Below are 23,091 nucleotides of genomic sequence, written 5' to 3'. Positions count from 1 at the left end.
CGCGAACGGTGGATAATGGCGGCTGGCAGGCAACCGGTCCCGCCGCATCACCGCAGAAAAGGTCAACGAGCATGCAAGGCGCAGCAGACAGCAACATCCCCGATACCCCCGCCGATACCCCCGCCGGCGCGGACGAACGTCCCCGTTTCCGCCCCCGTCCGTGGGAGCACCTGGAAACGCCGTACGACGTGGAAGTGTGGATCGAAGAACATAATCGCAGCATGCAGGACAATATCCGCGCCACGGAAACGGGCGTGGGCATCTGCTTTACCCTGGCCGAAGGGGGCGATATCTATATGCAGACGAGCGCCGACGGCGCCGTCGTGCTCGACGTGACGCCGGACGCGGCCTGGGTCTCTCCCCTGATCAGCGCAGCCACGGGTTGCGAGACGCCGGATGGGTCGCTGTGGATCTTGCCTGACGATAAGTTGATCCAGCTGATCGTGGGGCTATCGAGCCTGGTGGCCAGCACCTTGCTGGTGGTGGGCCATGATTTCGGCTTGCGCCGGCGCGGCATGGGCCGCTGAGCCGTTCGCGCGCCGCCGGGGCCGGGCGGCCATGCTCCATGCCCCATGTTCCATGCCTCTTGTCCCGCTCCCGTTTGCGCTGTATCATGCGGGCGTTGCAAAATATGCCATGCCCGCGCCTGGCATGCCTTCCGCCTACATTCGATGAAAAGCCTGTAATGCATAAAGACAAGCTGGACCTCCGCGACATCAGCCTGGTGTGCGTGGAAACGCGTTATCCCGAGCTGGCCAGTTTTGCCATCGAGCGCTGCTTGGCCGGCGCCGATTTCAAGGAATGCCTGCTGTTCACTTCCCGCCTGCATGACTTGCCCCCGCATATACGCCAGGTGCTGATCGCCCCCATCGAGAGCGTGGAAGCGTATTCGGCATTCATGGTGCATGAGCTGGGCGCCCATTTCAGCGGCACGCATGCGCTCGTCATGCAGTGGGACAGTTTCATCGTTGATGCGCGTCAATGGCAGAGCGCTTTCCTCGACTGCGATTATATCGGCGCACCGTGGTCGCATCGCCCGGTGGCCGTCGGCAATGGCGGCTTCTCGCTGCGTTCGCGGCGCCTGTATGACATCTTGCCGCAGCTGGCCATCACGCAACCCCATCCTGAGGATTATGCGATCTGCGAATTGCATGGCGAGCGGCTGCGCGAGGAGTTTGGCGTGCGTTTCGCCGATGCGGGTCTGGCTTCCAGCTTTGCCTTCGAAGGCATCATGCCGGCCGGCCCCACGTTCGGTTTCCATGGTTTTTTCAACTTTGGCGAAGTGCTGGACGACACGGAACTGACCGATTACCTGCGCAAGTGCGACGATGCCATAATGCATGCGCCAACCGCGCGCGGGCTGATCAAGCAGCTGTACCGCTCCGGCCGCTACCGGATGGCGGCCCGGATATTGCGCCGGCGCATCAACGGCGGCGCGGCGCTATTCGGCGATGCCTGCCTGCTTGCCTTGCGTACAGGCATGCACGCGCTCAGGCACGGCCGCTCGCGCCCAGCGTCGCCGCGCGCATAGCCGTCCTGGCGGCTGCCGCACCGGCTGCCGCCATGCATCGCTCGACACTGAGCCTTGCGCATGCTAGTCTCGGGACAGCATCCGCCTGATCGCCTGGGCGGTGGTGCAAAGGATAGCCATGGACAATACACCGCATGCGGTCTCAGCTCCTGATTCCTCCCTGCATGGCCAGGACCCCGTGCCGTGGCCGGCCACTCCCTTGCTTGACGATGGCGTCTTCAGCCCGGAACGGGTGAAGGCCGAGCGCGAGCAAGCCTATTTCAACGATTTATACCTTCTGGCACCCGTCGCCTATTTCGTGCTCGGTCTCGATGGCGTGATCGTGCAAGTCAACCTGGTGGCGGCCGAATTGTTCGGCCTGGTGCGCGAGCGCCTTGGCCACGTGCTGTTCCGTTCGTATGTGCACGAGGCGTTCCGCCACGATTTCGAGCAATTCGTGCAGCGCGTGCTCAATAGCAGCGAGCCCGAGCGCATCCAGCTGCAGGTGCGGCGGCGTCCCGGCGCGCGCGAGGCCGGCTTGCCCGTCAGCCTGCTGGGCAGCGCCGATCCGAACGGCCAGGCGCTGCGCCTGGTGCTGGAGCAGGCCGAAGGCAAGCTGGCCGCGCTGGAACGCAGCGAAGAGCGTTTCCGGCGCATCGTGCACAGCGCCGAGGAGGGTATCTGGGAAATCGATGCGCAGGCGCTGACCAGCTTTGTCAATCCGAAGATGGCGCAGATGCTCGGTTGCCAGATCGAGGATATGCTGGGCCAGCCGCTGGCCGCCTTCATGGATGACGAGGGGCGCGCCATCCTGGAGCGTAACATTGCGCGGCGCCAGGATGGCATCGTCGAGCGCCACGAATTCAAGTTCCTGCGGCGTGACGGCAGCACCTTGTGGGCCACCCTTGCCACCAATCCCATCTTCGACTCCGGCGGCGCCTACCTGGGCGCGCTGGCGCTGGTCAGCGATATCACGGTGCAGCGCACGGCGTCCGAGCGCCTCTGGCGGCAAGCCAATTTCGACCCCTTGACGGGCTTGCCGAACCGCCACCTGTTGCTCGACCGCTTGCAGCACGAGGCGCGCCACGCCAGCCGCGAAGGCGGTTGCCTGGCCTTGCTGTTCATCGACCTCGATTATTTCAAGCTGGTGAATGACCGCCTGGGCCAGGAGAAGGGCGACATGCTGCTGCGCCAGGCGGCGCTGCGCATCTGCGAGCGGGTGCGCGCCAGCGATACGGTCGCGCGCCTGGGCGGTGACGAGTTCGCCGTCATCCTGGCCGGCGTGCGGCAGCTGGGCGGCATCGAGCGCGTGCTGCAGGAATTGACGACGGCGCTGGCCCTGCCTTTCGTGCTCGACGGCGACACGGCGCACGTGTCGGCCAGCGTGGGCGTGGCGCTGTATCCGGCCGACGCGGAGGCGACGGACAGCTTGCTGCGGCATGCCGACCAGGCCATGTATGCGGCCAAGAGCGCGGGGCGCAACGGCTACAGCTACTTCACGCCGGCCTTGCAGCAGGCGGCCGACCTGCGCCGCGCGACGGTGCGCGAGATGCGCCTGGCGCTGGCGCAGGACCAGTTCGAAGTGCATTACCAGCCCATCATCCGCCTGTGCGATGGCAGCATCGAGCGGGCAGAGGCGCTGCTGCGCTGGCGCCATCCGCTGCGCGGCTTGCTGCTGCCCGCCGATTTCATCGCCTTCGCCGAGGCCAACGGCCTGATCATCGATATCGGCGAGTGGGTCTTCCGCCAGGTCGTAAGCCAGGCGCGGCAGTGGCAAGCGGCGCATGGCGCCGTGTTTCAGATATGTATCAACAAGTCGGCCGTGGAATTTCGCTGCGATGCCGCGCTCTACCAGGACTGGGGCAATGCGCTGGCGCGGGCGGGCCTGGCGCCGGGCGCCATTGTCATCGAGGCACCGGAAGCCGTGCTGCTCGACGAGACGCGCCCGGTGGCCGACCGTCTGCGCCAGTTCCGCGCCATGGGCCTGGCGCTGGCGCTCGACGACTTTGGCGCCGGCAACACTTCGCTGGCTTGCCTGAAGCGGGGCGATCTCGAGGTACTCAAGCTCGACCCATCGCTGGTGCGGGAACTGGGGGCGGGAAGCGCGGCGCTGGCTGTCTGCGCGGCCATCATCAGCCTGGCGCAGGGGCTGGGCCTGAAAGTGGTGGCGGAAGGGGTGGAAACGGCCGCGCAGCGTGAGTTGCTGCGGGCCGCCGGTTGCGATTATGCGCAGGGTTATGTATTTTCAGGCGCGGTACCTGTGGAGCAGCTCAGTGCAATGCTGGCCGCGGGCCGGCGTTTTTAATCCAGGCCCAGCAGTGCAACGACGCGTTCGCGGCTGATGCCGACCAGCGCGGAGCTGATCGCCAGCAGCGATTCATAGCCGGGCTGGCGGGCCTTTTCCATGAAGTTTTCCGCCAAGGTATCCATGCTGACGTGCACTTGCACCGGTTGCGCGCGGGCCACCCGTCCCGTGGCTTGCGCCAGGGCCAGGCTGACGGAGCTGCGCGCCGCCTGCAACTGCGCCAGCGCCTGCACCACTTGCTGCAAGGTGGCGCGCAGGGCTTCCGTGTCGCCGGTATTCCATTCTTCCGGGGCGATGGCGGCCGGTTCCGCATCCGTGCGCACGCGGCTCATCTGGCCGGTCGGGTAGCGGATGCCGCTGCCGCGCACGGACAGGCTGTCGCGCACGTTGGCCCAGGCCGCTTCCGAGGTGCTGAACACCAGTTCGCCATTCTCGCCCAGCTTGACGCCGATGCCGGACGGCATCAGTGCGCGGTCGAAGCGGGAAACGATTTCACTCTGGCTCAAGCCAGGTTCGATGTTGACCGAGCGCAAGGCCTGGTTCGCGCCGCCGACGGAAAAGGCCAGCACTTCCTGCGGGCCTTCCTGCAGGCTGGCCATGGTCAGGCCGCGGATGCTGAAGTTTTGTTGCGCCGCCTGCGGGCTGGTATAGCTGAGCTGTGCATCGAGCGTGCCGCCCGAGGCGCTGGCGCGCTGGCGCCAGGTATTGCTGAACTGGCGTACCCTGGCCTCGACTTGTCCTTCGCGGCCCTGGCGCGCGGCCAGCTTGGCCGCCAGTTCGCTCTTCAGCGCTTGCAACTGGCTGCTGCTGCGGTCCAGGTAGTCGAGGGTTTGTTGCGCGTTAGAAATTTCTCCCTGCAGCTGGTGATCCCAGTTGCTCAGGCCACGCTGCAGGCTCGCCGTCGAACTCCTCGCCGCCGGCGCGTCGCTGCGTGCGCTGGTGCCGCTTTTGACCGCGGCGGATGCGTCATCGACGACGCGGGCTGTGCCGGCGCCTTTGGCATTGACGCCGGACGAGGAGGAAGTCTGAACGATTTGCATGATGGTCAGAGAAGATCAAACAGGGAAAGGGTGCCAACCTTGGCGTACGCCTTGTATGTTGCCTGCAGGGCCGTCTGGTAGCCGTTCAGCTCGATGGCGGCCGCGCCCATGTCGGTCTTCTTCAAGTCGGACAAGGCCATGTCATTCGACAACGAGACGTTGGCCAGGTTGCCGGAGAGCGTGGTCAGGATGTTTTGCGCGCCGCCAAAGATGGCGATCTTGCCAGAGAGTAAATCCATGCCGTCATCGGTGCCATCGAGCGCCGCGCCCACCACGCTGCGTACGGCCGGGTCGTTCGGGCTGACGCCAGGCTTGCCCAGCGTATCGATGGCCTGGTCGATCTTGTTCAGCCACACTTCCAGCTTGTCCACGTCGACGTTGGCCGCCTGCGTCACGCCATTGCCCACCACCACGGTCTGCGTGGCGGTGTTGCCGTTGTACGTGTAGCGCGAACCGGGGGCTGCAGCGGGATTGAACGCGATGGCCGGCTTGTCGGTATCCGTGCCGGAAAACATGTAGCGGCCTTCCTGGTCCTTCAGGTTGGCCGTGTACAGCACGCTGTCGCGCATGGCGATCAGCGATTGCGTCATCGCATTCAGGTCGTCCGGCGCATTGCCGCCGTCGGCGGCCCACACCAGCAGGTCGCGCGCCTGGCCCATGTCGGTGACCATGCTGGTCAGATAGTTTTCGTTTTTCAGCAGGCGCACTTTCACCGTGGCGATATTGTCCTGGTATTGCGTGACCATGGCTTGCTCGCGCGTCAGGCGCGAAATGCGCACGTTGCCGATCGGATCGTCCGATGGCAGCTGGATGCGCAAGCCCGAAGCCATCTGCTGGGTCAGGTAATTGATGCGCTCTTGATTTTGCTGAAGAGAAATATTAATCAGTGATTGGTACTGGCTGCTGGCGACACGCATGATCTTCTCCTTAACCCATCATTTGCAAAGTGGCATCAAACAAGGTATTCGCCACGGAAATGACTTTCATGTTTGCCTGGTACATATTCTGGAATTCGACGAGGTTCATCGCTTCCTCGTCCTTGTTCACGCCGCTGGTCGACTTCCAGTCGTCGATGGCTTGCGCGCGCACCGTGTTGGAAGTCTTCAGCAGGGCCTGGTTCTGCTGGCTGTAGATGGCCAGCTTGCCGACGAGCTGCGTGTCCGCATCGCTCATCAGGACCGAACCCACCCAGCTGACGTTGATCGGTTGATTCTTGATATTGATCAATTCCTGCAAATTGCCGCTGTCGCCGGCCGCGCCTGTCAACGACAGGGCCAGGTCCTTGGCGTTGAAGCCGGGGGTAATGCTCAGCTTGCCATTCGCGTAGGCCAGCAGGGGACCGCCGGATGTGCCAGCCATGGTCTTGCCCAGGGCCAGTTGCGCGTTGACCTTGCTGGTCAGCTGGGTGGCCATGTCTTGCAGCGATTGCTGCAGCGGTTTCAGGGTATTTTTCTCGAATTCGCCCAGGCCACCCATCTGGCCGCCGATGGCGACCAGATCGAGGTTGTACGAGGACTTGGCGAAATCGAGGCTCAGGACCTGGTCGCCCGTGTTCGTCATGCTGCTGGTCAAGGTGCCGGCCAGGCTGCCGATGACCAGCGGCTGGCCCGACTTCAGCGCGATATTGCGCGAGCCGTCCGGCTGGTCGAGGACGTCGATGCCCATTTGCGAGGCCAGGCCGTCGATCAGCTGGTCGCGCGCATCCATCAGCGAGGACACGTTCGTGCCCGAGGCCGTGGCGGTGCTGATGCGCTGGTTCAGCGCGGCGATATTGGCCAGGGTGGTATTGGCTTGCGGCACGATCGCTGCGCGTTGCTGTTGCAACGACAGCAACTGGTTGCCCATCACGGTGCTGATGCTGTTGAAGCGCTGCGCCATGGAGTCGGCGGAGGTGATGATCTGCTGGCGCAGCGGCGTCGACGTCGGGTCGACGGCCGAGGCGTTGAGGGCGGCGAAAAAGCCGTCGATGCCGTTGCTGATGCTGGAAGCGTCGTCGCCCATCACGCGCTCGAGCTGGGTCAGGTAAGGCTGGGTCTGCGAACGGGCGCCCTGGTCGGACGCGGCGCGCCACATTTGCTGGCTTTTATAGGCATCGGCAAAGCGCAGCAAGGCGGACACTTCCACGCCATTGCCGGCCGAGCGTACGCCGGCGGTGGCGCCCAGCGATGACAGCAACACACCCTGGCGCGTGTAGCCCGCCGTTTGCAGGTTGGCGATGTTCTGGCTGGCCGCATTGAGTGCGGCCTGGGCGGCGATGCTGCCTGACAATGCATTGCTGATGATGCTCATTGGGCAAGTTTCTTTCGTGAAGAGTGTGGCGCGTGCGGGTGGGCAAGCATTGAATCGTTGTTACCTTGTACAGGCGACGCTTCAGACGGATTTATTAAGCGGTGCCGCAATATTGTCGGTATTGACAGTGCTTTTGGCGGCCACGGGGGCGCCGGCCGCCGGCAGCAGCTGGCGCAGGATGGCGTCGGCGATGCCGAAGGCGCGCTGGCCGGCCATCTTGTCGGCCACCAGGTTGTCGGCCATTTCCAGCATGTCGCTGTTGATGGGGTCCTTGAAGACGCTGTCCTCGCCCGCCATCTCGCGCGTGCCCGAACGCATCTGGCGCAGCATGTGCGAGATGAAGAACGCTTCGAACTTGACGGCCGCCTCGGTGGCCTTGGCCGCATAGCGCGGGTCGGCCGGCGTGGCAGCGGCAGGGGAGCGGTCGTCGAGCGCCGAGGGCAGGGCGCTGCTGCTGTCGTTGATATTGATCATATGACCACCAGTTCGCCTTCGATGGCGCCAGCCTGGTCGAGGGCTTGTAAAATTGCCATGATGTCATCGGGCGACGCACCCAGGCTGTTGACCACGTCGATGATCGATTGCAGCTTGGCGCCGGCCGGCCATTTGAACATATTGCCGTTGCCCTGGTCGACGGACACCTTCGATTGCGGCGTGACGGTGGTCTGGCCGCGGCCGAACGGCGCCGGCTGGCTGACGGCCGAGCTTTCGGAAATGACGACCTTGAGCGAGCCGTGCGTGACGGCGGCCGCCTTCACGCGCAAGCCTTCGGCGATGACGACGGTGCCCGTGCGCGAATTGAAGACCACTTTCGGCGTATCGACGCCGACGTCGACGCTCAAGGCTTCCAGCTTGGCCATGAAGGCTACGCGCTGGGTCGGGTTTTCCGGCGCCAGCACTTCCACGCTGGTGGCGTCGCGCGTGGTGGCGACGGCGCCAAAGCGGCGGTTGACGGCTTCGACGATATTGATGGCCGTCTCGAAATGCGGGTGGCGCAAGTTCAGGGTGACGGTCGGCTTGGTCGAGAAATCGCTGAGGATCTCGCGCTCGATGTTGGCGCCGTTGGGAATGCGGCCCGAGGTGGGCGTATTGACGGTGACGGACGAGCCGCTCTTGCCGGTGGCGTTCAGGCCGCCGACGACGACGTTGCCTTGCGCCAGCGCATACGTTTCATTGTCGGCTGCGCGCAATTGCGTCAGCAGCAGGGTGCCGCCGCGCAAGCTTTTCGCATCGCCCAGGGAAGACACGGTGACGTCGATGGCCTGGCCACGACGGTACCCTGGTGGAAACACGGCGCTGACCATGACGGTGGCGACGTTCTTGCTTTTCGCTTCGGCGCCATCCGGCATCTTCACGCCGAACTGCTTGAGCATGTTGACCACGGACTGGCTGGAGAACTTCACCTGGGTGGTGTCGCCGCTGCCGTTCAGGCCCACGACGAGGCCGTAGCCGACCAGCGGGTTGTCGCGCACGCCCTCGATACTGACCAAGTTGCGCAGCACTTGCGCAGCGCTGGCGGGCAGGGCAAAGCCGGAGAGCGCGGCCAGCATGGCTGCCAGGGGCAGGGCGGAACGAAATTTCATGAGGTCACCTTAAAACGGCATCCATGGGCCGACGAAGAAGCGCGTCAGCCAGCCTGGTGTATTGGCTTCGGCCAGGGTGCCCTGGCCGGAATAGGCGATCTGTGCATTGGCAATGCGCAAGGACGAGACCTGGTTGCTGGAATCGATGTCGGCCGCGCGCAGGTAGCCGCGCAGGCGCACGAATTCCTCGCCCTGGTTCAGGGTCAGGGTTTTTTCGCCCTGTACGCGCAGCAAGCCGTTCGGCAGGACTTCCTGCACGATCACGGTGATGGCGCCGGACAGCGCATTTTGCTGCGTGCTGGTCGAGTCGCCGGCGAAGTTGCGGTCGGCCGACAGGTCGACGCCCGTCTTGGGCAGGGTCTTGCCGAGGATATTGGCCGCCTTCACGCCGACGGACGAGCCCTTGTTGAACGAGGTGCCCGCCTTCTTGCTGGCCTGCGTGGTTTCCTGCAGCGCCACCGTGACGACGTCGCCGACGCGGAAGGCGCGGCTGTCCGAGATCAGGTCCAGGCTTGCGTCGGGATTGAACACGCCGCCGGCCACGCCGCCGCGCGCAGCGCTGCGCGGCGCCACGGGCAGCGGCGTATCGGAAAAGCTCGGTGCCACCGGCGCGGCCGGCTGGCTGGCGCAGCCGGCCATCAATACCAGCAGCATGGCTGCCGTGGCTTTCATGGCGACTGTCATCAGCGTGCCGCTTGCGCCAGGTATTGCAGCATATTGTCGGCGGCCGACAGCACCTTGGTGTTCATTTCATAGGTGCGCTGGGCAGCGATCATGTCGACCATCTCCTCGACCACCTGCACGTTCGAACCTTCCAGCGCGAACTGCTTCAGCTTGCCCAGGGCGCCTTCGCCGGGACGGCCTTCCGTCGGCGTGCCGCTCGATGCCGTTTCCTGGAACAGGTTTTCACCGAGTGCCAGGAGGCCCGTCGGGTTGACGAAGCTGGAGAGGTTCAGCTGGCCCAGCTGGGTGCCGTTGACATTGCCCGGCACGGTGGCCGTGACCATGCCGTTTTCGCCGATGGTGATGGCCGTGGCGTTGTTCGGCACGGTGATCTGCGGCACCAGGGGCAAGCCCTGGGCGTTGACCATCACGCCGTTTTCATTGATGCCCAGCTGGCCGGCGCGCGTGTAGGCCGCTTCGCCGTTCGGGCGCAGCACCTGCAGGAAGCCGTTGCCGGTGATGGCGACGTCGAATTCGCGGCTCGTCGTTTGCAGGCTGCCGGTGGTAAACACCTTTTGCGTGCCGACCATGTGCGTGCCGTTACCCAGCTGTACGCCCGAAGGCGAGAGGGTGTTGTCGGCGCGCTGCGTGCCCGGCTGCTGCTCAACCTGGTAAAACAGGTCTTCGAAGACGACGCGGTCGCGCTTGAAACCGACGGTGTTGACGTTGGCCAGGTTATTCGCGATGGCTTGCAGTTTGGCATCTTGTGCCTGCACGCCGGTCTTGCTGATCCACATTGCTGGATTCATGTGTTGCTCCTAGTAATAGATTGGCGTGGGGCTCAAGCGCCCAGCAGGCGGTTGCCCGATTCCGTCATGGAATCGCTGGCCTTGAATACTTTCATCTGCATCTCGAAACTGCGGTTCAGGCTCATGGTGGCGACCATTTCCTCGACGGCCGAGACGTTGCTGCCTTCCAGATGGCGGTCGCGGATGCGTACCGCCGGATCGGCCTGCAAGTTTTCGCCGCTGCGCGCCACGATCAGGCCCGCCTCGTTCTTGGTTAGCTCGCCCGCTTCGGCGTTGACCAGCTTGAGCTTGTCGACCGTCTGCATTTGCGCGGTGCCCGGCACCTGGATGGAAATCGTGCCATCGCTGCCGATCGACAGGCTGGTGTGCTCGGGAATTGTGATCGGGCCGCCTTCGCCCAGCACGGGCCGGCCATTGATGGTCAGCGCGCCCGTTTCATCGAGGTCCATGGCGCCGGCGCGCGTGTAGGCTTCGCCGTTTTGCCACTGCACCGCAAGAAAGCCGGGGCCCGTGACGGCCACGTCGAGTTCGCGTCCCGTTTCCTTGATGGCGCCCGTGCGCGTGCCGACGGCGCTCGACTGTGTCTGCGTCATGTGGCGGTCGTCGTAGCCATAGCCGTTTTGCAACGGCTGGGCAGTGGACACTTCCAGGTTGGCGCGAAAGCCGCCCGTCTCGATGTTGGCCAGGTTGTTGGCGTGTACCTGCTGTGCCCGCAGGGCACGGTCGGCCCCGCTCATGGCGGTATAAATCAGCGCATCCATTGCTCTTTACCTTTGCGTATCGTGGATTACAGCGCTTGCATCAGCGATTGCAGCATGGCGTTCTCGGTCGAGATGACCTTCGAGTTCGCCTGGTAGTTACGCTGCGACGTCATCAGGCCCACCAGTTCGGAGGTGATGTCGACGTTCGACTGTTCCAGCGAGTTTGTCACCAGTTTGCCGGCCATGCCGGCGCCCGGACGGTCATAGATGGCGGTGCCGGACGTGGTCGAGGCGACCCAGCTGGTATCGTTGACGGCCGTCAATGCGCCTTCGTCGGGGAAGGTGGCCAGGGCGATCACGCCGATGCTTTGCTTCTGGCCGTTCGTGTATTTCGCCACGACGGAGCCGTCATCGGCCAGTTCCACGCCCGTGTAGGTGCCCGAGGCATAGCCGTCGGCGCGGTCGGTCGAGGTGGTCGCTTCGCCGGCGAACTGGGTGGTGCCCGTGTAGTCGATGGCGATCGACAGCGGCGCGGCGCCTGTCGGCGTGCCCAGCGCCAGGTTGACCGGCGCGGTCAGGTTCAGCTTGCCGGAGGTATTGAAGGTCATGCTCGTCACCGTCCCCAGATCGGCGTTGTCGAGGGTGTAGTGCACGTCCACGCCCGTTGCCGTCTTGACGAAGTACTGGCCCACCGAGTGCTTGGCGCCCAGCGAATCGTAGACGATCGAGGACTTGGCGCTGTTGTAGCTCAATTCATTGGTCTTGTCGAAAGCCGGGGTCTTGATGGTCCATTCGGACGACATGTTGGCGGCATATGCCAGCTTGGTCGATGCCACGGCAGGAATCTGGCCCGTCGGAATGTTCATGTCGCCCATGGTGCCCAGGGTGGTGCTGCCCTTGACGGCGGCATAACCCTGCACCAGGCGGCCGTTCGAGTCGATCAGCTTGCCCTCATTGCTGGCCGAAAAGATGCCGACGCGGCTGTAGGTCATGGTGTTTTGCGCATCGCGCGTGACGAAGTAGCCGCGGCCATCGATGGCTGCGTCGAGCGCGCGGCCCGTGTTCAGCACGCCGCCATTGAGCGACATGCTTTGCGTGATCGAGCCCACTTCCGTGCCCGTGGCGCGCGAACCGGCGTACATGGCCGAAAAGTTGGCGCGGCTGCTCTTGAAACCGTAGGTGCCGGCATTGGCGATATTGTTACTGGTGCTGTTCAACTGTTGGTTGATGGACTGGATACCGGACAGGGCGATGTCGAAACTCATGTTGACTTCCTTTAGTGAAGGACGAGATTAGTGTGCAGGAAACGAAGGGGCGAGCGGATCAGGCCGTCTTGCCGTTAAAGCCGGTGATCGCGCCAGGGTTGACTTCGCCCAGGTTCGACACGCTCAAAATCATGCTGCCGCTGGACGACAGGCGCACGCTGTTGAGCTTGCCTGCAATGTCGACCGTTGGTTTTTCGGCGCCGCTGGTACTGACCGTCATGCTGTAGGTGCCGGCAGGCAAGCCCAAGGCCACGGGATCGATGGTGAACGGCACCGTGCCGGGCGCCTTGGCGCCCAGTTCGATCTTGTATTCCTTGTCGTCCAGCCCTTTCAGGGTCACGGTGGTCTTGGTGGTGCTGGCGGCCAGCGCGATGGTGCCGCTGACCTTGCTCTTGTCGAGCTGGACCGTTTCGGTGTTGACCATGACTTCCGAGCCCACTTGCGCGCCCAGGGCCAGCACTTGCATCGATTGCAACACGCTGGCATTGGCGCTGGTCAGCGCCGACAGGTTTTGCATCGCTTCCGTCTGCGCCTGCTGCGTCAATTGATTGACGAACTGGCTCGGATCGGTCGGCGCGAGGGGATCCTGGTTCTTGATCTGCGCGACCAGCAACTTGGTGAACATATCCTGGGTGGCATTGCTTTGCGACTTGACGGCATTGCTGTTGCTATTGCTGCCGCTGGTGTTATTTGTAAAGAGGTTGGTTTCCATGGATTATGCTTCACCTAATTTGAGGAGCGATTGCTGCATCGACTTGATGCGGCCCAGAACTTCGACATTTGTTTCAAACGCGCGCGACGCCGACATCATGTCGGTCATCTCGGCAACCTGATTGACGTTGGGATAGAACACCATGCCATCGGCATTGGCCATCGGGTGGCCCGGTTCATAGACCTTGCGCAGCGGCTCATCGCTTTGCACCACGTCGAGTACCTGTACTCTTCCACCGGCGCCGCTGGCGCCCGGGCCGTCCATCACGGCCGCAAACACGGGCTTGCGCGCGCGGTAGGTTTCGCCTTCGGAACCGGCAACGGAATCGGCATTGGCCAGGTTGCTGGCGATGGTATTGAGGCGCACGGTTTGCGCCGCCATCGCCGAACCGGCGATCTTGGAAATGTCCTGGAAGCTCATGCTGATCCTTATTGTCCGGAAATGGCCTTGGACAGACCCTTCAGTTTCATGTTGACGAAAGTGAGGCTGGTCTGGAAGTCGGTGGCATTCTGCGAGAACGCCGCCTGCTCGACGCCGATTTCGACGGTGTTGCCGTCGCGGCTAGGGTGGTAGGGGACGCGGTACAGGGCGCTGGCATCGTCATCGGTCGACAGCAGGCCCGCCTCGTTGTCCTGCAACTGCTGCAGGGCGCTGCCGAAATCCATGTCCATGGCCTGGAAGCCGGGCGTGTTTTCATTGGCGATGTTGGCGGCCAGTACGCGTGTACGGTCGGCACGCAGCGCGAGTGCATCGGCGTGCACGCCCAGCGCATCCTTGAAATTAATCCCCATGGTCATCCTTTGTGTTGAATTCGATCGTGCTTTTTGCGGTTCGGGCCAGAAAATAGGTGGTGCAGAGGTAAAATCCCAGCCTGGTCATGTTGACGCATGGTAAGGTCATGCCGCTTCAGTATCTTTGATTAAGGTTAGCAATGATTTACTTTGAGAACTATTCCGTGATGTGGAACAAGGCGCAATGTCGTCACATACTGCTTCCGGGCCTCTTTTTACTGACCAGCCTATATAGTAGTGCAGGATGCGCAGAATTGCCAGCCGACAATATATTTTCGCGTGTGGAACAATTGGCGCGCGAGCAATTGGTGCAGCAAGCAGCCTCGGCGGGACTGCTGGAACCGCAGTTTCAAGTGGCCGTGGTCAAAAGCACGCGCCCCGTGCCGGCGTGCGCGGCGCCCGTCGCGCTGGAAACGGCGGACAGCCGTTCGGCGCAGCGCATGCGCTTCGTGGCAGTGTGTCCTGGAAGCAACGGTTGGCGCTATGAAATGCTGGCGCGCGGCAGCATCACGGCCCAGGTCGCGGTGACGAGCGCCCCCGTGACGGCGAATACGCCGTTGCAGGCGGGCGACGTGACCCTGGCGCGGCGCGATGTGACGATGGTGCCGGACAGTATTTCCTCCTTGCCCGGCGCCGTTGGCCTGTCGAGCCGGCGCAGCTTGCGTGCCGGCGAAGTGTTGCGGCAAGGGCAACTGGCGTCGCCCGTGTTGATCAAGCGGGGCAGTGCGGTGAATATCGTGGCCCGCAAGGAGCAGGTGGAGGTGAGCATGGCCGGCGAAGCGCTGGATCCGGGCGCGCTGGGCGAGGTGATTCGCGTGCGCAACGCCACCAGCGGCACGGTGATACGTGCCAGGGTGGTCGATGCGGGCGTGGTGGAACCGGCCGAACTTCCCGGCCGTTAAGGAAACTACTCGGCGGCGGCCGTGCGCTGCAAACGCGTCGCCAACTGGGTCAGCTTGGCGGCGTAGTTGGGGTCGGTGGCATAGCCGCCGCGCGCCAGGCCTTGCGCGAAAGCGCCCGCGTCGCTACCCGTGTTCAGGGCGGCGCGGTAGCGGGGATTGTCGAGCAATACTTGCGCATAGTCGCGGAAGGCGCTGGCCTGGTCCGGATAACTGCGGAAACGTTCCGTTTTCTTCAGGGCCGTGCCGCTGCCCGCCTCGTATTCGGTGGTGACATTGCTGGCCACGTCGCCCTGCCATTTGCCGCCGGCCTTGATGCCGAACAGATTATTCGTGTCCGCGCCCGTGCCCTGGCGCAGCGGACGCTGGCCCCAGCCCGATTCCAGCGCCGCGTGGGCGGCGACGATTTCCGGCGCCACGCCCAGGCGCGCGCCCGTTTCCTGCGTCCATGGCTTGATCGAGGCGAGGAATTGCTGCTGCGTTTCGCCGATCTCGCCGCCCTGGTTGATGCTGCCCAGCACATTGACGGGCTGGCTCTGCTCCAGGTAGGCGCGGCCTTGCGGGTTTAGGCTGGTGGCGTTGCCGCCGCCCTGTTCGATGAAGCGGGCCACTTCGCCCTGTACTTGCCGGAACACGCTGCTGAAACTGCCGGCGGCGGCCGTGGCAGGGGTTGCGTGCATATTGCTTTGCACGGCATTCGTCGCCATCGTCGACGGCGTGGCAGCCATGGCGCGCATCTGTGAAAAATCAGCCTGGCGCATACGTATCTTCCTCGCCATGCAGCACGCGCTGCATGATGCTGTACTGCTCTGTTAATAAATCGCTGTTGCGGGCATTCAGGCGCTTGCATTCGAGCACCATCTGCTCGAGCGCAGCCCAGTCGCGCTCGGCGGTGGCGCGCGCGTCATCTTGCAACAACGCAAACAATTGCGGCATATCGCCTTGCGGGCCCAGCAGGGCAGTGACGAGGCTGACCCGCTGGCGGCGGCGCGCATCGAGGGGCTCGACGGCGGCGATGACCTGGTCGGCCAGTGCCGTCAATTGCGCGCTCTGATGGTGCAAGGTCGCCTGGAATTGCTCTTCCAGCACGGTTTGCAGGGCGGCATAGCCGATGCTGTCGTCTTTCATGCCTTGCAGCACGCGGCGCATGGCTTCCTGGCGCGTGATGCCCTTGCGCGGCGCGGTCACGATTCGCCGCCGTGGAAACGCTGGATCAAGCCTGCCAGTTTCGACGGATCGAACGGCAATTCGCCCTTGGCCAGCGCATCGCGCAGCATGGCCACGCGCTCATGGTCGATTTCAGGCATGGCGCGCAGGGCGGCCATGGCCGGTTGCAGCACGGCCGATTGCAGTTCCGCCCCGGCCGACGAGCCGCCCATGGCGCCGGCGGCGCCCGCGTTCTCGGCGATCGCCTCGGCCGGCGCGACGGCGCTGCTGCGTACGGCAGCTCCGGTATTGCCGGAGGAGATTTTCATACGTTGTCCCTTGCCCTTAATTTGCATGCTCATCCCGCTCCTTCTTTGCGGGCAAGCCCAGTTTCTCGCGCAGGCGCTGCAAGGTGCCCGAGTCCGGTTCGCCCACTTGCAATTCTTCGCCCTGCGGCTTTTGTCCGGCCATGCCGAACATGGCGGCGATGCTGTCAGCCTGGCCACGCGTCAATATTAACAGTTCGATGCGGCGGTTGATGCCGGCGCTGGCGTTTTTTACGTCCAGCGGCGCGCGGTCGGCCATGCCGACCACTTGCAGCACGCTGTCCGGACTCATGCTGCCGATCAACAATTGCGCGCGCGCCGACATGGCGCGGTTGGCCGACAGGGTCCAGTTCGAAAAACCTTCATAGCCGGTATTGGCGTATTGCATCGAATCGGTGTGGCCGACGATCAGCATCTGGTTATCCATTTGCGCAAACACGGGGCCCATCTGGCGCAGCAGCTTGCGGAAACGGTCGGTCGGCACGGCGCTGCCGCGCACGAACATGCCTTGCTTGTCCGTGTCGTGCAGCATGACGCGCAAGCCGTACGGCGTGATCACGGATTGCAAATTGCTCTTCAATCCCGCTTCATCGCTGAGCTTATCGAGCGCGCGCGACAGGCTCAGCAGGTCTTCCGGCGACTGGTAGCTGACCTTAGTCTGGTTTTGCGGCGCGGCGCCAGCCTTGCCGTCCTGCATCTGCTTGCCTTCCGTGCGCGTGTCGCCCGTGCCCTTGCGGGGCATGGGGAAACGCTCGATCAGGCTGCCACGCGGACCGCCTTTCTGTTCCGGCATGACGCCCTGGCCTTCGCCCTGGCGGCTGCCTGCCGACGCATCCATCATGATTTCCTTCATCGCCTGCTGCTCGCGCGCGGCCATCAGCCACAGCACGAGGAAGAGCGACAGCAGGGCCAGGCAAAAGTCGGCGAACGCTACTTTCCAGGCGCCGCCATGGCCATCGTCGTCGTGCTTGCGACCGGCACGCTTGATGATGGCCTGTTCATGTTTCTCATGCGGCTTTAGCACGGCGGCCTCCCCGGCCTTGGCCTTGCTCTTGTTCGGCGCCGCCATCTTCCAGCGCATTGATCCAGCTTTCCAGCTGGGCGAAGCTAGGCTTGATGTTCAACTGCACCAGGCGGCGGCCCGCATCGATGGCCAGCAGGGGCGGTTTGCCCGCCACGTGCGTGACCAGCACGACCTTCACGCATTCCATGGTCGAGCCTTCCTCGCCCACCAGCTGTTTCATCATGTTGCACATCGGATCGAGCACGCCGTAGCAGAAGAAGATGCCGATGAAGGTACCGACCATGGCGGCGCCCACTTTTTCCGAGATTTCCGCCGCATCGGCGCCGTCGGCCACGGAATTCATGGCCATCACGATGCCCAGAACGGCGGCCAGGATACCGAAACCGGGCATGGCTTCGGCGATCTTGTGCAAGGATTTCGACGGTTGCAGCAATTCGTCGTGGATGGCTTCCAGTTCCTGCTCCAGCACGCCTTCCAGCTCATGCGCGTTGATCTTGCCCATCGCCATCAAACGGAAGTTGTCGACGATGAAGGCGAGCAGCTTCGGCTCTTCCAGCACCAGCGGATAGCGCTGGAACAGGGCGCTTTCGCGCGGCGCCTCGACGTGGGCATCGAGCGCCTTCAGGCCGCCGGCGGCCGTTTGCAGCAGTTCATACATCAGCAGCAGCAACTGGCGCTGGAATTCCGAGCCTTGCTTCTTGTGCGTGACGATCTTGCGCATCTGGTGCAGCATTTCACCGAGTACATGCTTGGGGTTGCCCAGCACCAGGGCGCCGACGGCGGCGCCGATGATGATGATCAACTCGACCGGTTGCCAGATCGCGTGGACGGTGCCGCCCATCAGGGCGAAGCCTCCGAATACACACCCCATCACGATTAAGATACCGATAATTACCATGTCAACTGCCTTTCTGCGTCATTGTGCTGCGTCAATTTGATGGATAGTGCTGAAACTTATGCGTCTTGCAGCATGGTTTTCATCTTGCCCAGCGCCGTCTTGTTCAACTGGCAGACGCGGGCGTCGCTCAGGTCTAGCACGGCGGCAATTTCTTTATAGCTCAGTTCGAATTCGTAATACATCTGGATCACGCGCTGTTCCCGTTCGTCCAGCGTGCGCAGCGCCTGTTCCAGGCTGCGCCGCACCATCAATTGCTCTTCCGGGCTCGGTGCGCTGTCGGCTTGCCCCAGGCTTTCCTGCAGCACTTCATCAAAACTGGCGATCAGCTCGGCATTTTCCGCCAGCTGGTACTCCTGGAAGGCTTCCGGCGTCAGCTTCAGGGCCGCCATGATTTCCGCTTCCAGCGGCTCGCGCCCCAGGCGCCGGGTCAGGGCGCGCACGCTGTCGCGCAGGCGGTGGCTTTCCTGGCGCACGGCGCGCGGACGCCAGTCCTGGCGCCGCAGCTCATCGAGGATGGCGCCGCGGATGCGCAGGCTGGCATAGCTGCCGAACGACTGGTCCGGCACGCCGTAGCGGCGCAAGGCTTCGAGCAAGCCCATCAGGCCGATCTGTTCCATGTCGTCGCGGTCGATGGCGCCCGACACCTGCGAATTGAGCTGGCGCACGATGCGTTTCACCAAAGGGGAGTACGCCACCAGATGTTGTTGTTCTTCGGCAACACTGAGCACTGCCGCGCAAGCGCTGGCGGCGGCATATTCGCCGGCGCCATACGCTTCCTGGTATTGCTCTACATAGGCCAAGGGATCTCCCACTAGGTCGGCTGGCGTGTTGGCTTATTCAATGATCAGCTTGCCGACCATGACTTCGGTGAACGGTTTTTCCATCTGTTCGCGTTCATAGCTGACATTGAAGGCCTTGTTGATCTGTTCGGCAAATTGCTCCACCGTCATCGTCTGTGCCTTGTCCATCGGGAAACTCGACAGGGTGCTGACGGCGATCGAACGCATCAGCGGCAAGTGGTCCTTGGTCAGCTTTTCCTTTTCCTCGGTGGTGGCGATCACCAGGTCGGCCGACAGGTAATGCGTTTCGCCTTCGCCGGGGCCGCGGCGCAGCATCACGATGACCTTGTCCAGCGTGAGGAACTTGCGCGCCTTCTTGCCCGTGGCCGGCGGCGGGGTCTTGGCTTCGGCCACCTCGGCATGGCCGGCAACCGGCTTGGCCAGGTACCACATGGCGCCGCCAGCGGCGCCGGCGGCCAGCACGGCCACGGCGACAAAGCCGCCTATCAGTTTCATTTTCATATTCATCAGGCAGTCTCTCGCTCATGCATGGCGTAAGTGGTACCGGCAGGGCTGCCGTCGGACAGGGCGCGTCCCGGTTCCGCGTCGTCGTTCTGGCGGCCCGGTTGACGCTGGCCGCGCGCATCGCCTTCGGCAAATGCCTGGGCGGCGGGGCTGCGCGGGGTGGCGCTGATATTCACGGCCACCTCGGTGTACTGGCGCTGCGCCAGGTCGCTGCGCATGTTTTCGCCGATGCCTTGCAGCTGGCGCAACACTTCCGAGTTCGACGCCGTGACGTTCACCTGCAGCGCGCCAGCCGTGTGGCGGATGGAAATTTCAATGCGGCCCAGCATGGGCGGGTCGAGGCGGATCGTCGCGTGTTCGCTGTTGCGGCCGATCTGCGTCTGCAGGCGTTCGCCCAGCGCTTCGCGCAGCGGTTCCTGCCATTGCTGGGCAGGGCCGCTGAGCTTGATGGTATCGCCGGACGGAGCCGTCGTGGCCGTATTGCCAACTGCGCCCGTCAAGCCCAGGTTGGGCGTGGCGGGGGCCGGTGTCGCGGCGCCGCGTTCGCCCTCGCGCGCGGCAGGGGCGGCGGCGGCCGTCACGGGAGCGCCCTGTTGCAGCAGCGCTTCGAACGACTGTGCCGGCGCGCTGCCCTTGGCGGCGCTCGCCGGGTTGGCGGCGGCCAGCGGTTCGCGCGTGTCGCGCCCTGGCGCTGGCGCCATTGCCGGCGCGGAGAGGGTGACGGCAGCGGGATGCAGGCTGATGTTGAGTGCCGGGTTGGCTTGCGCCGCATTCGCCTGCACCGGTGTTTGTGCCTGGGCTGCGGCGCGCGCCTCGGCTGCGGCCGCGTCCGTTGGCGGCAGCATCGTCACCGGCAAGCCGATGACGGGGGCGGCCATGGCCGGCAGGCTGCCGTCGGCCTGGGTGTCGCTGTCGCCGTCCTTGGCGGGTGCAGGCGCGGGCGTGCCGGCATCGGCCGTTTCCACGGCGGTCACATCGAGCACCTGCGCAAACAGGGGCAGGGCGGAGGGCGCCGTCCCGCTGCTGCCATAGCCCGGCGTGCCGGGCAAGGCAGCGGCCTGTGCCGGCGCTGGCGCCGGTGCGGATGCAGCGGAGGCTGCCGGTGCCGGAGCGGCCGGCGCCGTGTTGAAGTTCATGATCATGCTTGATTCCCGTCCGAGTCGTATTCGCCGAGCGCGGCGTAGGCGACCCAACCTTCCTTATTTGCCTGTAATGCACCCAGGTGTAATCCCAGGCGTTCTTTTTCCTCAGAGCAAATTTTAACCGCTTGCGCGTGAATTTTGCGCAATTGCAACAATTCTGTTTGTTCCAGCGCATTCCATGCGCCCCGTTCGGCCAGCAGCGGGATGTTTTTCGCCAGGCTGGCCGAGAGTTTTGCCATCGCCTCCCAGTCCGGCTGCGCGATGGCCGCGCTCAATTGCCGGCTCAGCTGCTGCAGCGCGGCGCGCCTAGGCATTGTTGGCCTGGACGCCCACCCAGCCGCGCTTGATGGTGGTCATCAAGGTCGTCACTTCGTCGATCAGGGTCGGGTCGAGCTTGATGCCGGCCGTGTACAGGCGCGCCACGCAATAGTCGTACAGGCGCGCCAGGTTGACGACCACTTCGCCGCCATTGTCGAAATCGAGCGAGCTCGACAGACCGTTGATGATCTGCGTGCATTTATCCAGGCTGATGGCCTTTTGTTCGTAGCGCTTGCCCACGATATGCCCGCGCGCGCGCGCCAGTTCTTCCAGCAGGCCGTCCGTCAGCACCAGTACCAGCTCGACCGGTGTGGCGCGGGCGGTCTGGGCATCCAGGTTGACGGCGTGGTAGTTGCCGTAAGCTTCATTGTTTAACATGATTGTATTCTCGCTATGTTAACTGTGGCGGCGCGGCAGGCGCATCCGCCTTAGGATTTATTGTTGCTAAACATGGCATCGAACATATCGGACGTCTTGCTCATTTGCTCCTGCATTACTTGCAGGCGTGAAAATTGATCGAGGAAACGTTTGTATGCCGTGTCATATTGGGCCGTGAGGCGCTCGCCGCTCTTGACCAGGCTTTTCTGCAGCTTGTCCGTGGCGGCCTGGCGCTGCGTGATCTGGCCCTTGGTGACATTGCTCCATTGGCCCAGTACCTTGTCCAGGCTGCCGAGCACGCCGGCCGGGGCGGACAGGCTGTTGTTGCCAAAAAGCTTGTCCAGGCCCGTCGGGTTGTCTGCCAGCTTGGCCGTCAGCTTGGCGGCGTTGAGGCTGATGGTACCGTCGCGCTGGGCCGTAATGCCGTAGGACACGAGCGAGACGCCATTGACGTTCAGGCGCAGGGCATTGCCCATGCTGCTGCGCAGGGCATTCAGGCCGGAATCATGGGCGAAGATGCCCGCGGCGATGTTCTTTTCCGGATTGCCGGGGCTGGCCAGGCCATCCATCAGGGTTTTCAGCTTGTTGTAGGCATCGACGAACGCCTGCACGTTGGCGGCGGTGCCGGAGTTGTCCGTGGCGACGGTCAGCGTGACGGGCGCTTCGGCGGCAGTCATGGCGCGCGTGAACGTGATTTTCACATCCTGCACGTTGGTGAATGTATTCGATGCCTGCGTGATGGCCGTGCCGCCAGGTTTGCCGCCCAGCCAGACGGTGGCGTCGTCAGCCTTGACGACTTCCTTGATGTTGGCCGGAGCGATCAGCGCGCCTTTCAGCGCGATATTGTCGACAGCGCTGGCGTCGAGCGTGGCTGCGTTGGCAATGCCCGTCGCATTCGACGTCAGTACCAGTTGCGCCTGGTTATTGATGGTTACGATGGAAGCGGTGACGCGCGAATTGTTCTTGCTGTTGCCGTTGATGGCGGCAGCGATTTCCTGCGGTGTCAGTGTGCCGTTGCCATCCTTGTCGGCGGCGGCCAGGTCGATGTCGAGCGTGTTGTCGCCCACGCCATCGCCGATTTTCACTTTCAGCGTACCCGTGCCATCGGCGGTATTGACGCTGCTCAAGCCGCCATACGACATCTGGCTGGCCGTGGCCAGTTTTTCAACAAAAAAGGAATAGGTGCCCGGCGTCGCATTGATGCCGGCCGTGGCCGTACCGTAACCGGCGGCCGGAAAGGTGGCGGACTGGCTCAGCACCGACTTGCTGCTGGTCATGGACGACATGGCGCTCTGGAAGGCCGAGATGGCCGACTTCAGGTTGCCCAGCGCCGTGCTGGTATTGCTGGCCAGCGTGTTTTGCGCCTGCAGGGCGGCCTTTTGCGCGGCGACAGCCTTGGTGGCCAGTTTTTCGGCCGTTGGGATCGGATCGTATTGCGGTGCAGTAATTACGCTTGCCATGCCAGACTCCTGAATAAAGGGATATACCGGTACAAGGCGACCCCCATTCCCGTTTTGTGAAGTTTTCCTGAAAGAAACTTACACAAACCTCATTTTACCTGCCCGCGGAACCAGAATTGCGTCGCCAGCTCGTCTTGCCGTTTGGCATCGACACGTTGTTGCTCATTTGCAACGTATTTTTGTTTCTGCGTGAGGACCTGGTCCAGCACTTCGCGCTTGGCCCAGGCCGTATTGAGTGCACGTTGCGAAACGGCCATGTTGGCTTCGTGCAAATGCAGGTCGGTACGGTGCTGGTCGGCCATCTGCATGACGGCTTGCTTGAAGTTGCCGCAATTGACGGACAGGGCCAGGGGCAGGGCGCCGCTGGGGCCGCTATCCGTGTACAGGCCCGTCAGGCGCTCCAGGTTTTTCTGGTAGCGCTCGCGCACGGCCGTCTGCGCCGCCATTTCGCCTTGCAGGCGTTCCACTTCGGTGCTGCGCAGGCCGACCAGAGTGGTCAGGTTGCGGATGGTATGCGCGTCGCTCACG

At 63.5% G+C, this 23,091-nt stretch carries 28 protein-coding genes; 4 read left to right on the top strand and 24 right to left on the bottom strand.

The window, feature by feature from the left end:
- Positions 1-71: 71 nt before the first annotated feature.
- The 3 genes from O3298_RS16010 (at position 72) to O3298_RS16000 (ending at position 3,815) form a co-directional block, all read left to right on the top strand.
- Positions 72-527 carry a hypothetical protein gene (locus O3298_RS16010; RefSeq protein WP_099664398.1) on the top strand — a complete coding sequence of 152 codons (456 nt, stop codon included), beginning with the start codon at positions 72-74 and terminating at the stop codon, positions 525-527.
- Positions 528-685: 158 nt separating this feature from the next.
- Positions 686-1,531: a DUF5672 family protein gene (locus tag O3298_RS16005; protein ID WP_305059968.1), complete on the top strand. Its 846-nt coding sequence runs from the start codon at positions 686-688 to the stop codon at positions 1,529-1,531.
- 118 nt (positions 1,532-1,649) lie between these two features.
- On the top strand, positions 1,650-3,815 hold the full coding sequence (locus tag O3298_RS16000) for a bifunctional diguanylate cyclase/phosphodiesterase (protein WP_305059967.1): 2,166 nt from the start codon (positions 1,650-1,652) through the stop codon (positions 3,813-3,815).
- Here O3298_RS16000 and O3298_RS15995 read toward each other — a convergent pair.
- From O3298_RS15995 to flgB, 12 genes are all read right to left on the bottom strand, one after another.
- On the bottom strand, positions 3,812-4,855 hold the full coding sequence (locus tag O3298_RS15995) for a hypothetical protein (protein ID WP_305055147.1): 1,044 nt from the start codon (positions 4,853-4,855) through the stop codon (positions 3,812-3,814). The genes O3298_RS16000 and O3298_RS15995 overlap by 4 nt on opposite strands.
- Before the next feature lie 5 nt (positions 4,856-4,860).
- Positions 4,861-5,772, bottom strand: coding sequence for a flagellar hook-associated protein FlgL (gene flgL / locus O3298_RS15990; protein WP_099664395.1), 912 nt, complete (start codon positions 5,770-5,772; stop codon positions 4,861-4,863).
- Between the two features lie 10 nt (positions 5,773-5,782).
- The gene (gene flgK / locus O3298_RS15985; RefSeq protein ID WP_305059966.1) at positions 5,783-7,144 is read right to left on the bottom strand and encodes a flagellar hook-associated protein FlgK; all 1,362 of its coding nucleotides are present in this window, start codon (positions 7,142-7,144) and stop codon (positions 5,783-5,785) included.
- An 81-nt stretch (positions 7,145-7,225) separates the two neighbouring features.
- Positions 7,226-7,618 (bottom strand): flagellar biosynthesis protein FlgJ, encoded by a 393-nt coding sequence (locus O3298_RS15980; RefSeq protein WP_369811596.1) that lies wholly within the window; start codon positions 7,616-7,618, stop codon positions 7,226-7,228.
- Positions 7,615-8,727, bottom strand: a complete 1,113-nt coding sequence (locus O3298_RS15975; RefSeq protein ID WP_070219890.1) for a flagellar basal body P-ring protein FlgI — start codon at positions 8,725-8,727, stop codon at positions 7,615-7,617. The genes O3298_RS15980 and O3298_RS15975 overlap by 4 nt, the downstream gene beginning before the upstream one ends.
- Positions 8,728-8,736: 9 nt before the next feature.
- A complete protein-coding gene (gene flgH, locus O3298_RS15970; RefSeq protein WP_180278556.1) occupies positions 8,737-9,399 on the bottom strand; it encodes a flagellar basal body L-ring protein FlgH in 663 nt (220 codons plus the stop codon).
- 11 nt (positions 9,400-9,410) lie between these two features.
- Positions 9,411-10,199 carry a flagellar basal-body rod protein FlgG gene (gene flgG, locus O3298_RS15965; RefSeq protein ID WP_171985002.1) on the bottom strand — a complete coding sequence of 263 codons (789 nt, stop codon included), beginning with the start codon at positions 10,197-10,199 and terminating at the stop codon, positions 9,411-9,413.
- A gap of 32 nt (positions 10,200-10,231) precedes the next feature.
- A complete protein-coding gene (locus tag O3298_RS15960; RefSeq protein ID WP_305059964.1) occupies positions 10,232-10,960 on the bottom strand; it encodes a flagellar basal body rod protein FlgF in 729 nt (242 codons plus the stop codon).
- 26 nt (positions 10,961-10,986) lie between these two features.
- Positions 10,987-12,165, bottom strand: a complete 1,179-nt coding sequence (locus O3298_RS15955; protein WP_305059963.1) for a flagellar hook protein FlgE — start codon at positions 12,163-12,165, stop codon at positions 10,987-10,989.
- Positions 12,166-12,223: 58 nt separating this feature from the next.
- Positions 12,224-12,877: a flagellar hook capping FlgD N-terminal domain-containing protein gene (locus O3298_RS15950; protein WP_099664390.1), complete on the bottom strand. Its 654-nt coding sequence runs from the start codon at positions 12,875-12,877 to the stop codon at positions 12,224-12,226.
- Positions 12,878-12,880: 3 nt separating this feature from the next.
- Positions 12,881-13,297: a flagellar basal body rod protein FlgC gene (gene flgC, locus O3298_RS15945; RefSeq protein WP_034757795.1), complete on the bottom strand. Its 417-nt coding sequence runs from the start codon at positions 13,295-13,297 to the stop codon at positions 12,881-12,883.
- An 8-nt stretch (positions 13,298-13,305) separates the two neighbouring features.
- Positions 13,306-13,668, bottom strand: coding sequence for a flagellar basal body rod protein FlgB (gene flgB / locus O3298_RS15940; RefSeq protein ID WP_034758109.1), 363 nt, complete (start codon positions 13,666-13,668; stop codon positions 13,306-13,308).
- Positions 13,669-13,922: 254 nt separating this feature from the next.
- On the opposite strand from flgB, the gene flgA reads away from it, so the two are divergent.
- Positions 13,923-14,570, top strand: coding sequence for a flagellar basal body P-ring formation chaperone FlgA (flgA, locus tag O3298_RS15935; RefSeq protein WP_099664389.1), 648 nt, complete (start codon positions 13,923-13,925; stop codon positions 14,568-14,570).
- Between the two features lie 5 nt (positions 14,571-14,575).
- On the opposite strand, the gene O3298_RS15930 is transcribed toward flgA, so the two are convergent.
- The 12 genes from O3298_RS15930 to O3298_RS15875 all read right to left on the bottom strand — a co-directional run bounded on the left by O3298_RS15930 (position 14,576) and on the right by O3298_RS15875 (position 23,090).
- The gene (locus O3298_RS15930) at positions 14,576-15,328 is read right to left on the bottom strand and encodes a glycoside hydrolase family 73 protein (RefSeq protein ID WP_305059962.1); all 753 of its coding nucleotides are present in this window, start codon (positions 15,326-15,328) and stop codon (positions 14,576-14,578) included.
- Positions 15,315-15,755 (bottom strand): flagellar export chaperone FlgN, encoded by a 441-nt coding sequence (flgN, locus tag O3298_RS15925; protein WP_077403142.1) that lies wholly within the window; start codon positions 15,753-15,755, stop codon positions 15,315-15,317. Before flgN ends, O3298_RS15930 begins: the two co-directional genes overlap by 14 nt.
- Complete coding sequence (gene flgM / locus O3298_RS15920) at positions 15,752-16,042, bottom strand: flagellar biosynthesis anti-sigma factor FlgM (protein WP_034757812.1); 291 nt, start codon at positions 16,040-16,042, stop codon at positions 15,752-15,754. The genes flgN and flgM overlap by 4 nt, the downstream gene beginning before the upstream one ends.
- 16 nt (positions 16,043-16,058) lie before the next feature.
- Positions 16,059-17,120 carry a flagellar motor protein MotB gene (locus O3298_RS15915; RefSeq protein WP_099664387.1) on the bottom strand — a complete coding sequence of 354 codons (1,062 nt, stop codon included), beginning with the start codon at positions 17,118-17,120 and terminating at the stop codon, positions 16,059-16,061.
- The gene (gene motA, locus O3298_RS15910) at positions 17,047-17,961 is read right to left on the bottom strand and encodes a flagellar motor stator protein MotA (RefSeq protein WP_034757817.1); all 915 of its coding nucleotides are present in this window, start codon (positions 17,959-17,961) and stop codon (positions 17,047-17,049) included. The genes O3298_RS15915 and motA overlap by 74 nt, the downstream gene beginning before the upstream one ends.
- 56 nt (positions 17,962-18,017) lie before the next feature.
- Complete coding sequence (locus O3298_RS15905) at positions 18,018-18,761, bottom strand: FliA/WhiG family RNA polymerase sigma factor (RefSeq protein WP_077403148.1); 744 nt, start codon at positions 18,759-18,761, stop codon at positions 18,018-18,020.
- Positions 18,762-18,794: 33 nt separating this feature from the next.
- The gene (locus O3298_RS15900; protein WP_251349230.1) at positions 18,795-19,262 is read right to left on the bottom strand and encodes a flagellar basal body-associated FliL family protein; all 468 of its coding nucleotides are present in this window, start codon (positions 19,260-19,262) and stop codon (positions 18,795-18,797) included.
- Between the two features lie 5 nt (positions 19,263-19,267).
- A complete protein-coding gene (locus O3298_RS15895) occupies positions 19,268-20,407 on the bottom strand; it encodes a flagellar hook-length control protein FliK (protein WP_305059961.1) in 1,140 nt (379 codons plus the stop codon).
- On the bottom strand, positions 20,404-20,682 hold the full coding sequence (locus tag O3298_RS15890; protein WP_289915605.1) for a hypothetical protein: 279 nt from the start codon (positions 20,680-20,682) through the stop codon (positions 20,404-20,406). Before O3298_RS15890 ends, O3298_RS15895 begins: the two co-directional genes overlap by 4 nt.
- Before the next feature lie 31 nt (positions 20,683-20,713).
- Positions 20,714-21,103, bottom strand: a complete 390-nt coding sequence (gene fliS / locus O3298_RS15885; protein WP_070219791.1) for a flagellar export chaperone FliS — start codon at positions 21,101-21,103, stop codon at positions 20,714-20,716.
- Positions 21,104-21,153: 50 nt separating this feature from the next.
- Entirely contained in the window at positions 21,154-22,563 is a 1,410-nt protein-coding gene (gene fliD, locus O3298_RS15880; protein WP_289915603.1) for a flagellar filament capping protein FliD, read from the bottom strand.
- Between the two features lie 89 nt (positions 22,564-22,652).
- Positions 22,653-23,090 carry a flagellar export protein FliJ gene (locus O3298_RS15875; protein WP_077403163.1) on the bottom strand — a complete coding sequence of 146 codons (438 nt, stop codon included), beginning with the start codon at positions 23,088-23,090 and terminating at the stop codon, positions 22,653-22,655.
- Position 23,091: the final 1 nt, after the last annotated feature.

The organism is Janthinobacterium sp. SUN137 (assembly GCF_030587265.1).
Lineage (GTDB): Bacteria > Pseudomonadota > Gammaproteobacteria > Burkholderiales > Burkholderiaceae_D > Janthinobacterium > Janthinobacterium kumbetense.
Note: the sequence above shows the minus strand (reverse complement) of the source record. Positions and strands in the feature narration are given on the sequence as shown.

Bases quoted from the DNA above. Each gene is read 5' to 3' on its own strand.
- O3298_RS16010 (WP_099664398.1), top strand. From the start codon at position 72: ATGCAAGGCGCAGCAGACAGCAACATCCCCGATACCCCCGCCGATACC.
- O3298_RS16005 (WP_305059968.1), top strand. From the start codon at position 686: ATGCATAAAGACAAGCTGGACCTCCGCGACATCAGCCTGGTGTGCGTG.
- O3298_RS16000 (WP_305059967.1), top strand. From the start codon at position 1,650: ATGGACAATACACCGCATGCGGTCTCAGCTCCTGATTCCTCCCTGCAT.
- O3298_RS15995 (WP_305055147.1), bottom strand. From the start codon at position 4,855: ATGCAAATCGTTCAGACTTCCTCCTCGTCCGGCGTCAATGCCAAAGGC.
- flgL (WP_099664395.1), bottom strand. From the start codon at position 5,772: ATGCGTGTCGCCAGCAGCCAGTACCAATCACTGATTAATATTTCTCTT.
- flgK (WP_305059966.1), bottom strand. From the start codon at position 7,144: ATGAGCATCATCAGCAATGCATTGTCAGGCAGCATCGCCGCCCAGGCC.
- O3298_RS15980 (WP_369811596.1), bottom strand. From the start codon at position 7,618: ATGATCAATATCAACGACAGCAGCAGCGCCCTGCCCTCGGCGCTCGAC.
- O3298_RS15975 (WP_070219890.1), bottom strand. From the start codon at position 8,727: ATGAAATTTCGTTCCGCCCTGCCCCTGGCAGCCATGCTGGCCGCGCTC.
- flgH (WP_180278556.1), bottom strand. From the start codon at position 9,399: ATGAAAGCCACGGCAGCCATGCTGCTGGTATTGATGGCCGGCTGCGCC.
- flgG (WP_171985002.1), bottom strand. From the start codon at position 10,199: ATGAATCCAGCAATGTGGATCAGCAAGACCGGCGTGCAGGCACAAGAT.
- O3298_RS15960 (WP_305059964.1), bottom strand. From the start codon at position 10,960: ATGGATGCGCTGATTTATACCGCCATGAGCGGGGCCGACCGTGCCCTG.
- O3298_RS15955 (WP_305059963.1), bottom strand. From the start codon at position 12,165: ATGAGTTTCGACATCGCCCTGTCCGGTATCCAGTCCATCAACCAACAG.
- O3298_RS15950 (WP_099664390.1), bottom strand. From the start codon at position 12,877: ATGGAAACCAACCTCTTTACAAATAACACCAGCGGCAGCAATAGCAAC.
- flgC (WP_034757795.1), bottom strand. From the start codon at position 13,297: ATGAGCTTCCAGGACATTTCCAAGATCGCCGGTTCGGCGATGGCGGCG.
- flgB (WP_034758109.1), bottom strand. From the start codon at position 13,668: ATGGGGATTAATTTCAAGGATGCGCTGGGCGTGCACGCCGATGCACTC.
- O3298_RS15930 (WP_305059962.1), bottom strand. From the start codon at position 15,328: ATGCGCCAGGCTGATTTTTCACAGATGCGCGCCATGGCTGCCACGCCG.
- flgM (WP_034757812.1), bottom strand. From the start codon at position 16,042: ATGAAAATCTCCTCCGGCAATACCGGAGCTGCCGTACGCAGCAGCGCC.
- O3298_RS15915 (WP_099664387.1), bottom strand. From the start codon at position 17,120: ATGCGCTGGAAGATGGCGGCGCCGAACAAGAGCAAGGCCAAGGCCGGG.
- motA (WP_034757817.1), bottom strand. From the start codon at position 17,961: ATGGTAATTATCGGTATCTTAATCGTGATGGGGTGTGTATTCGGAGGC.
- O3298_RS15900 (WP_251349230.1), bottom strand. From the start codon at position 19,262: ATGAAAATGAAACTGATAGGCGGCTTTGTCGCCGTGGCCGTGCTGGCC.
- O3298_RS15895 (WP_305059961.1), bottom strand. From the start codon at position 20,407: ATGATCATGAACTTCAACACGGCGCCGGCCGCTCCGGCACCGGCAGCC.
- fliS (WP_070219791.1), bottom strand. From the start codon at position 21,103: ATGTTAAACAATGAAGCTTACGGCAACTACCACGCCGTCAACCTGGAT.
- fliD (WP_289915603.1), bottom strand. From the start codon at position 22,563: ATGGCAAGCGTAATTACTGCACCGCAATACGATCCGATCCCAACGGCC.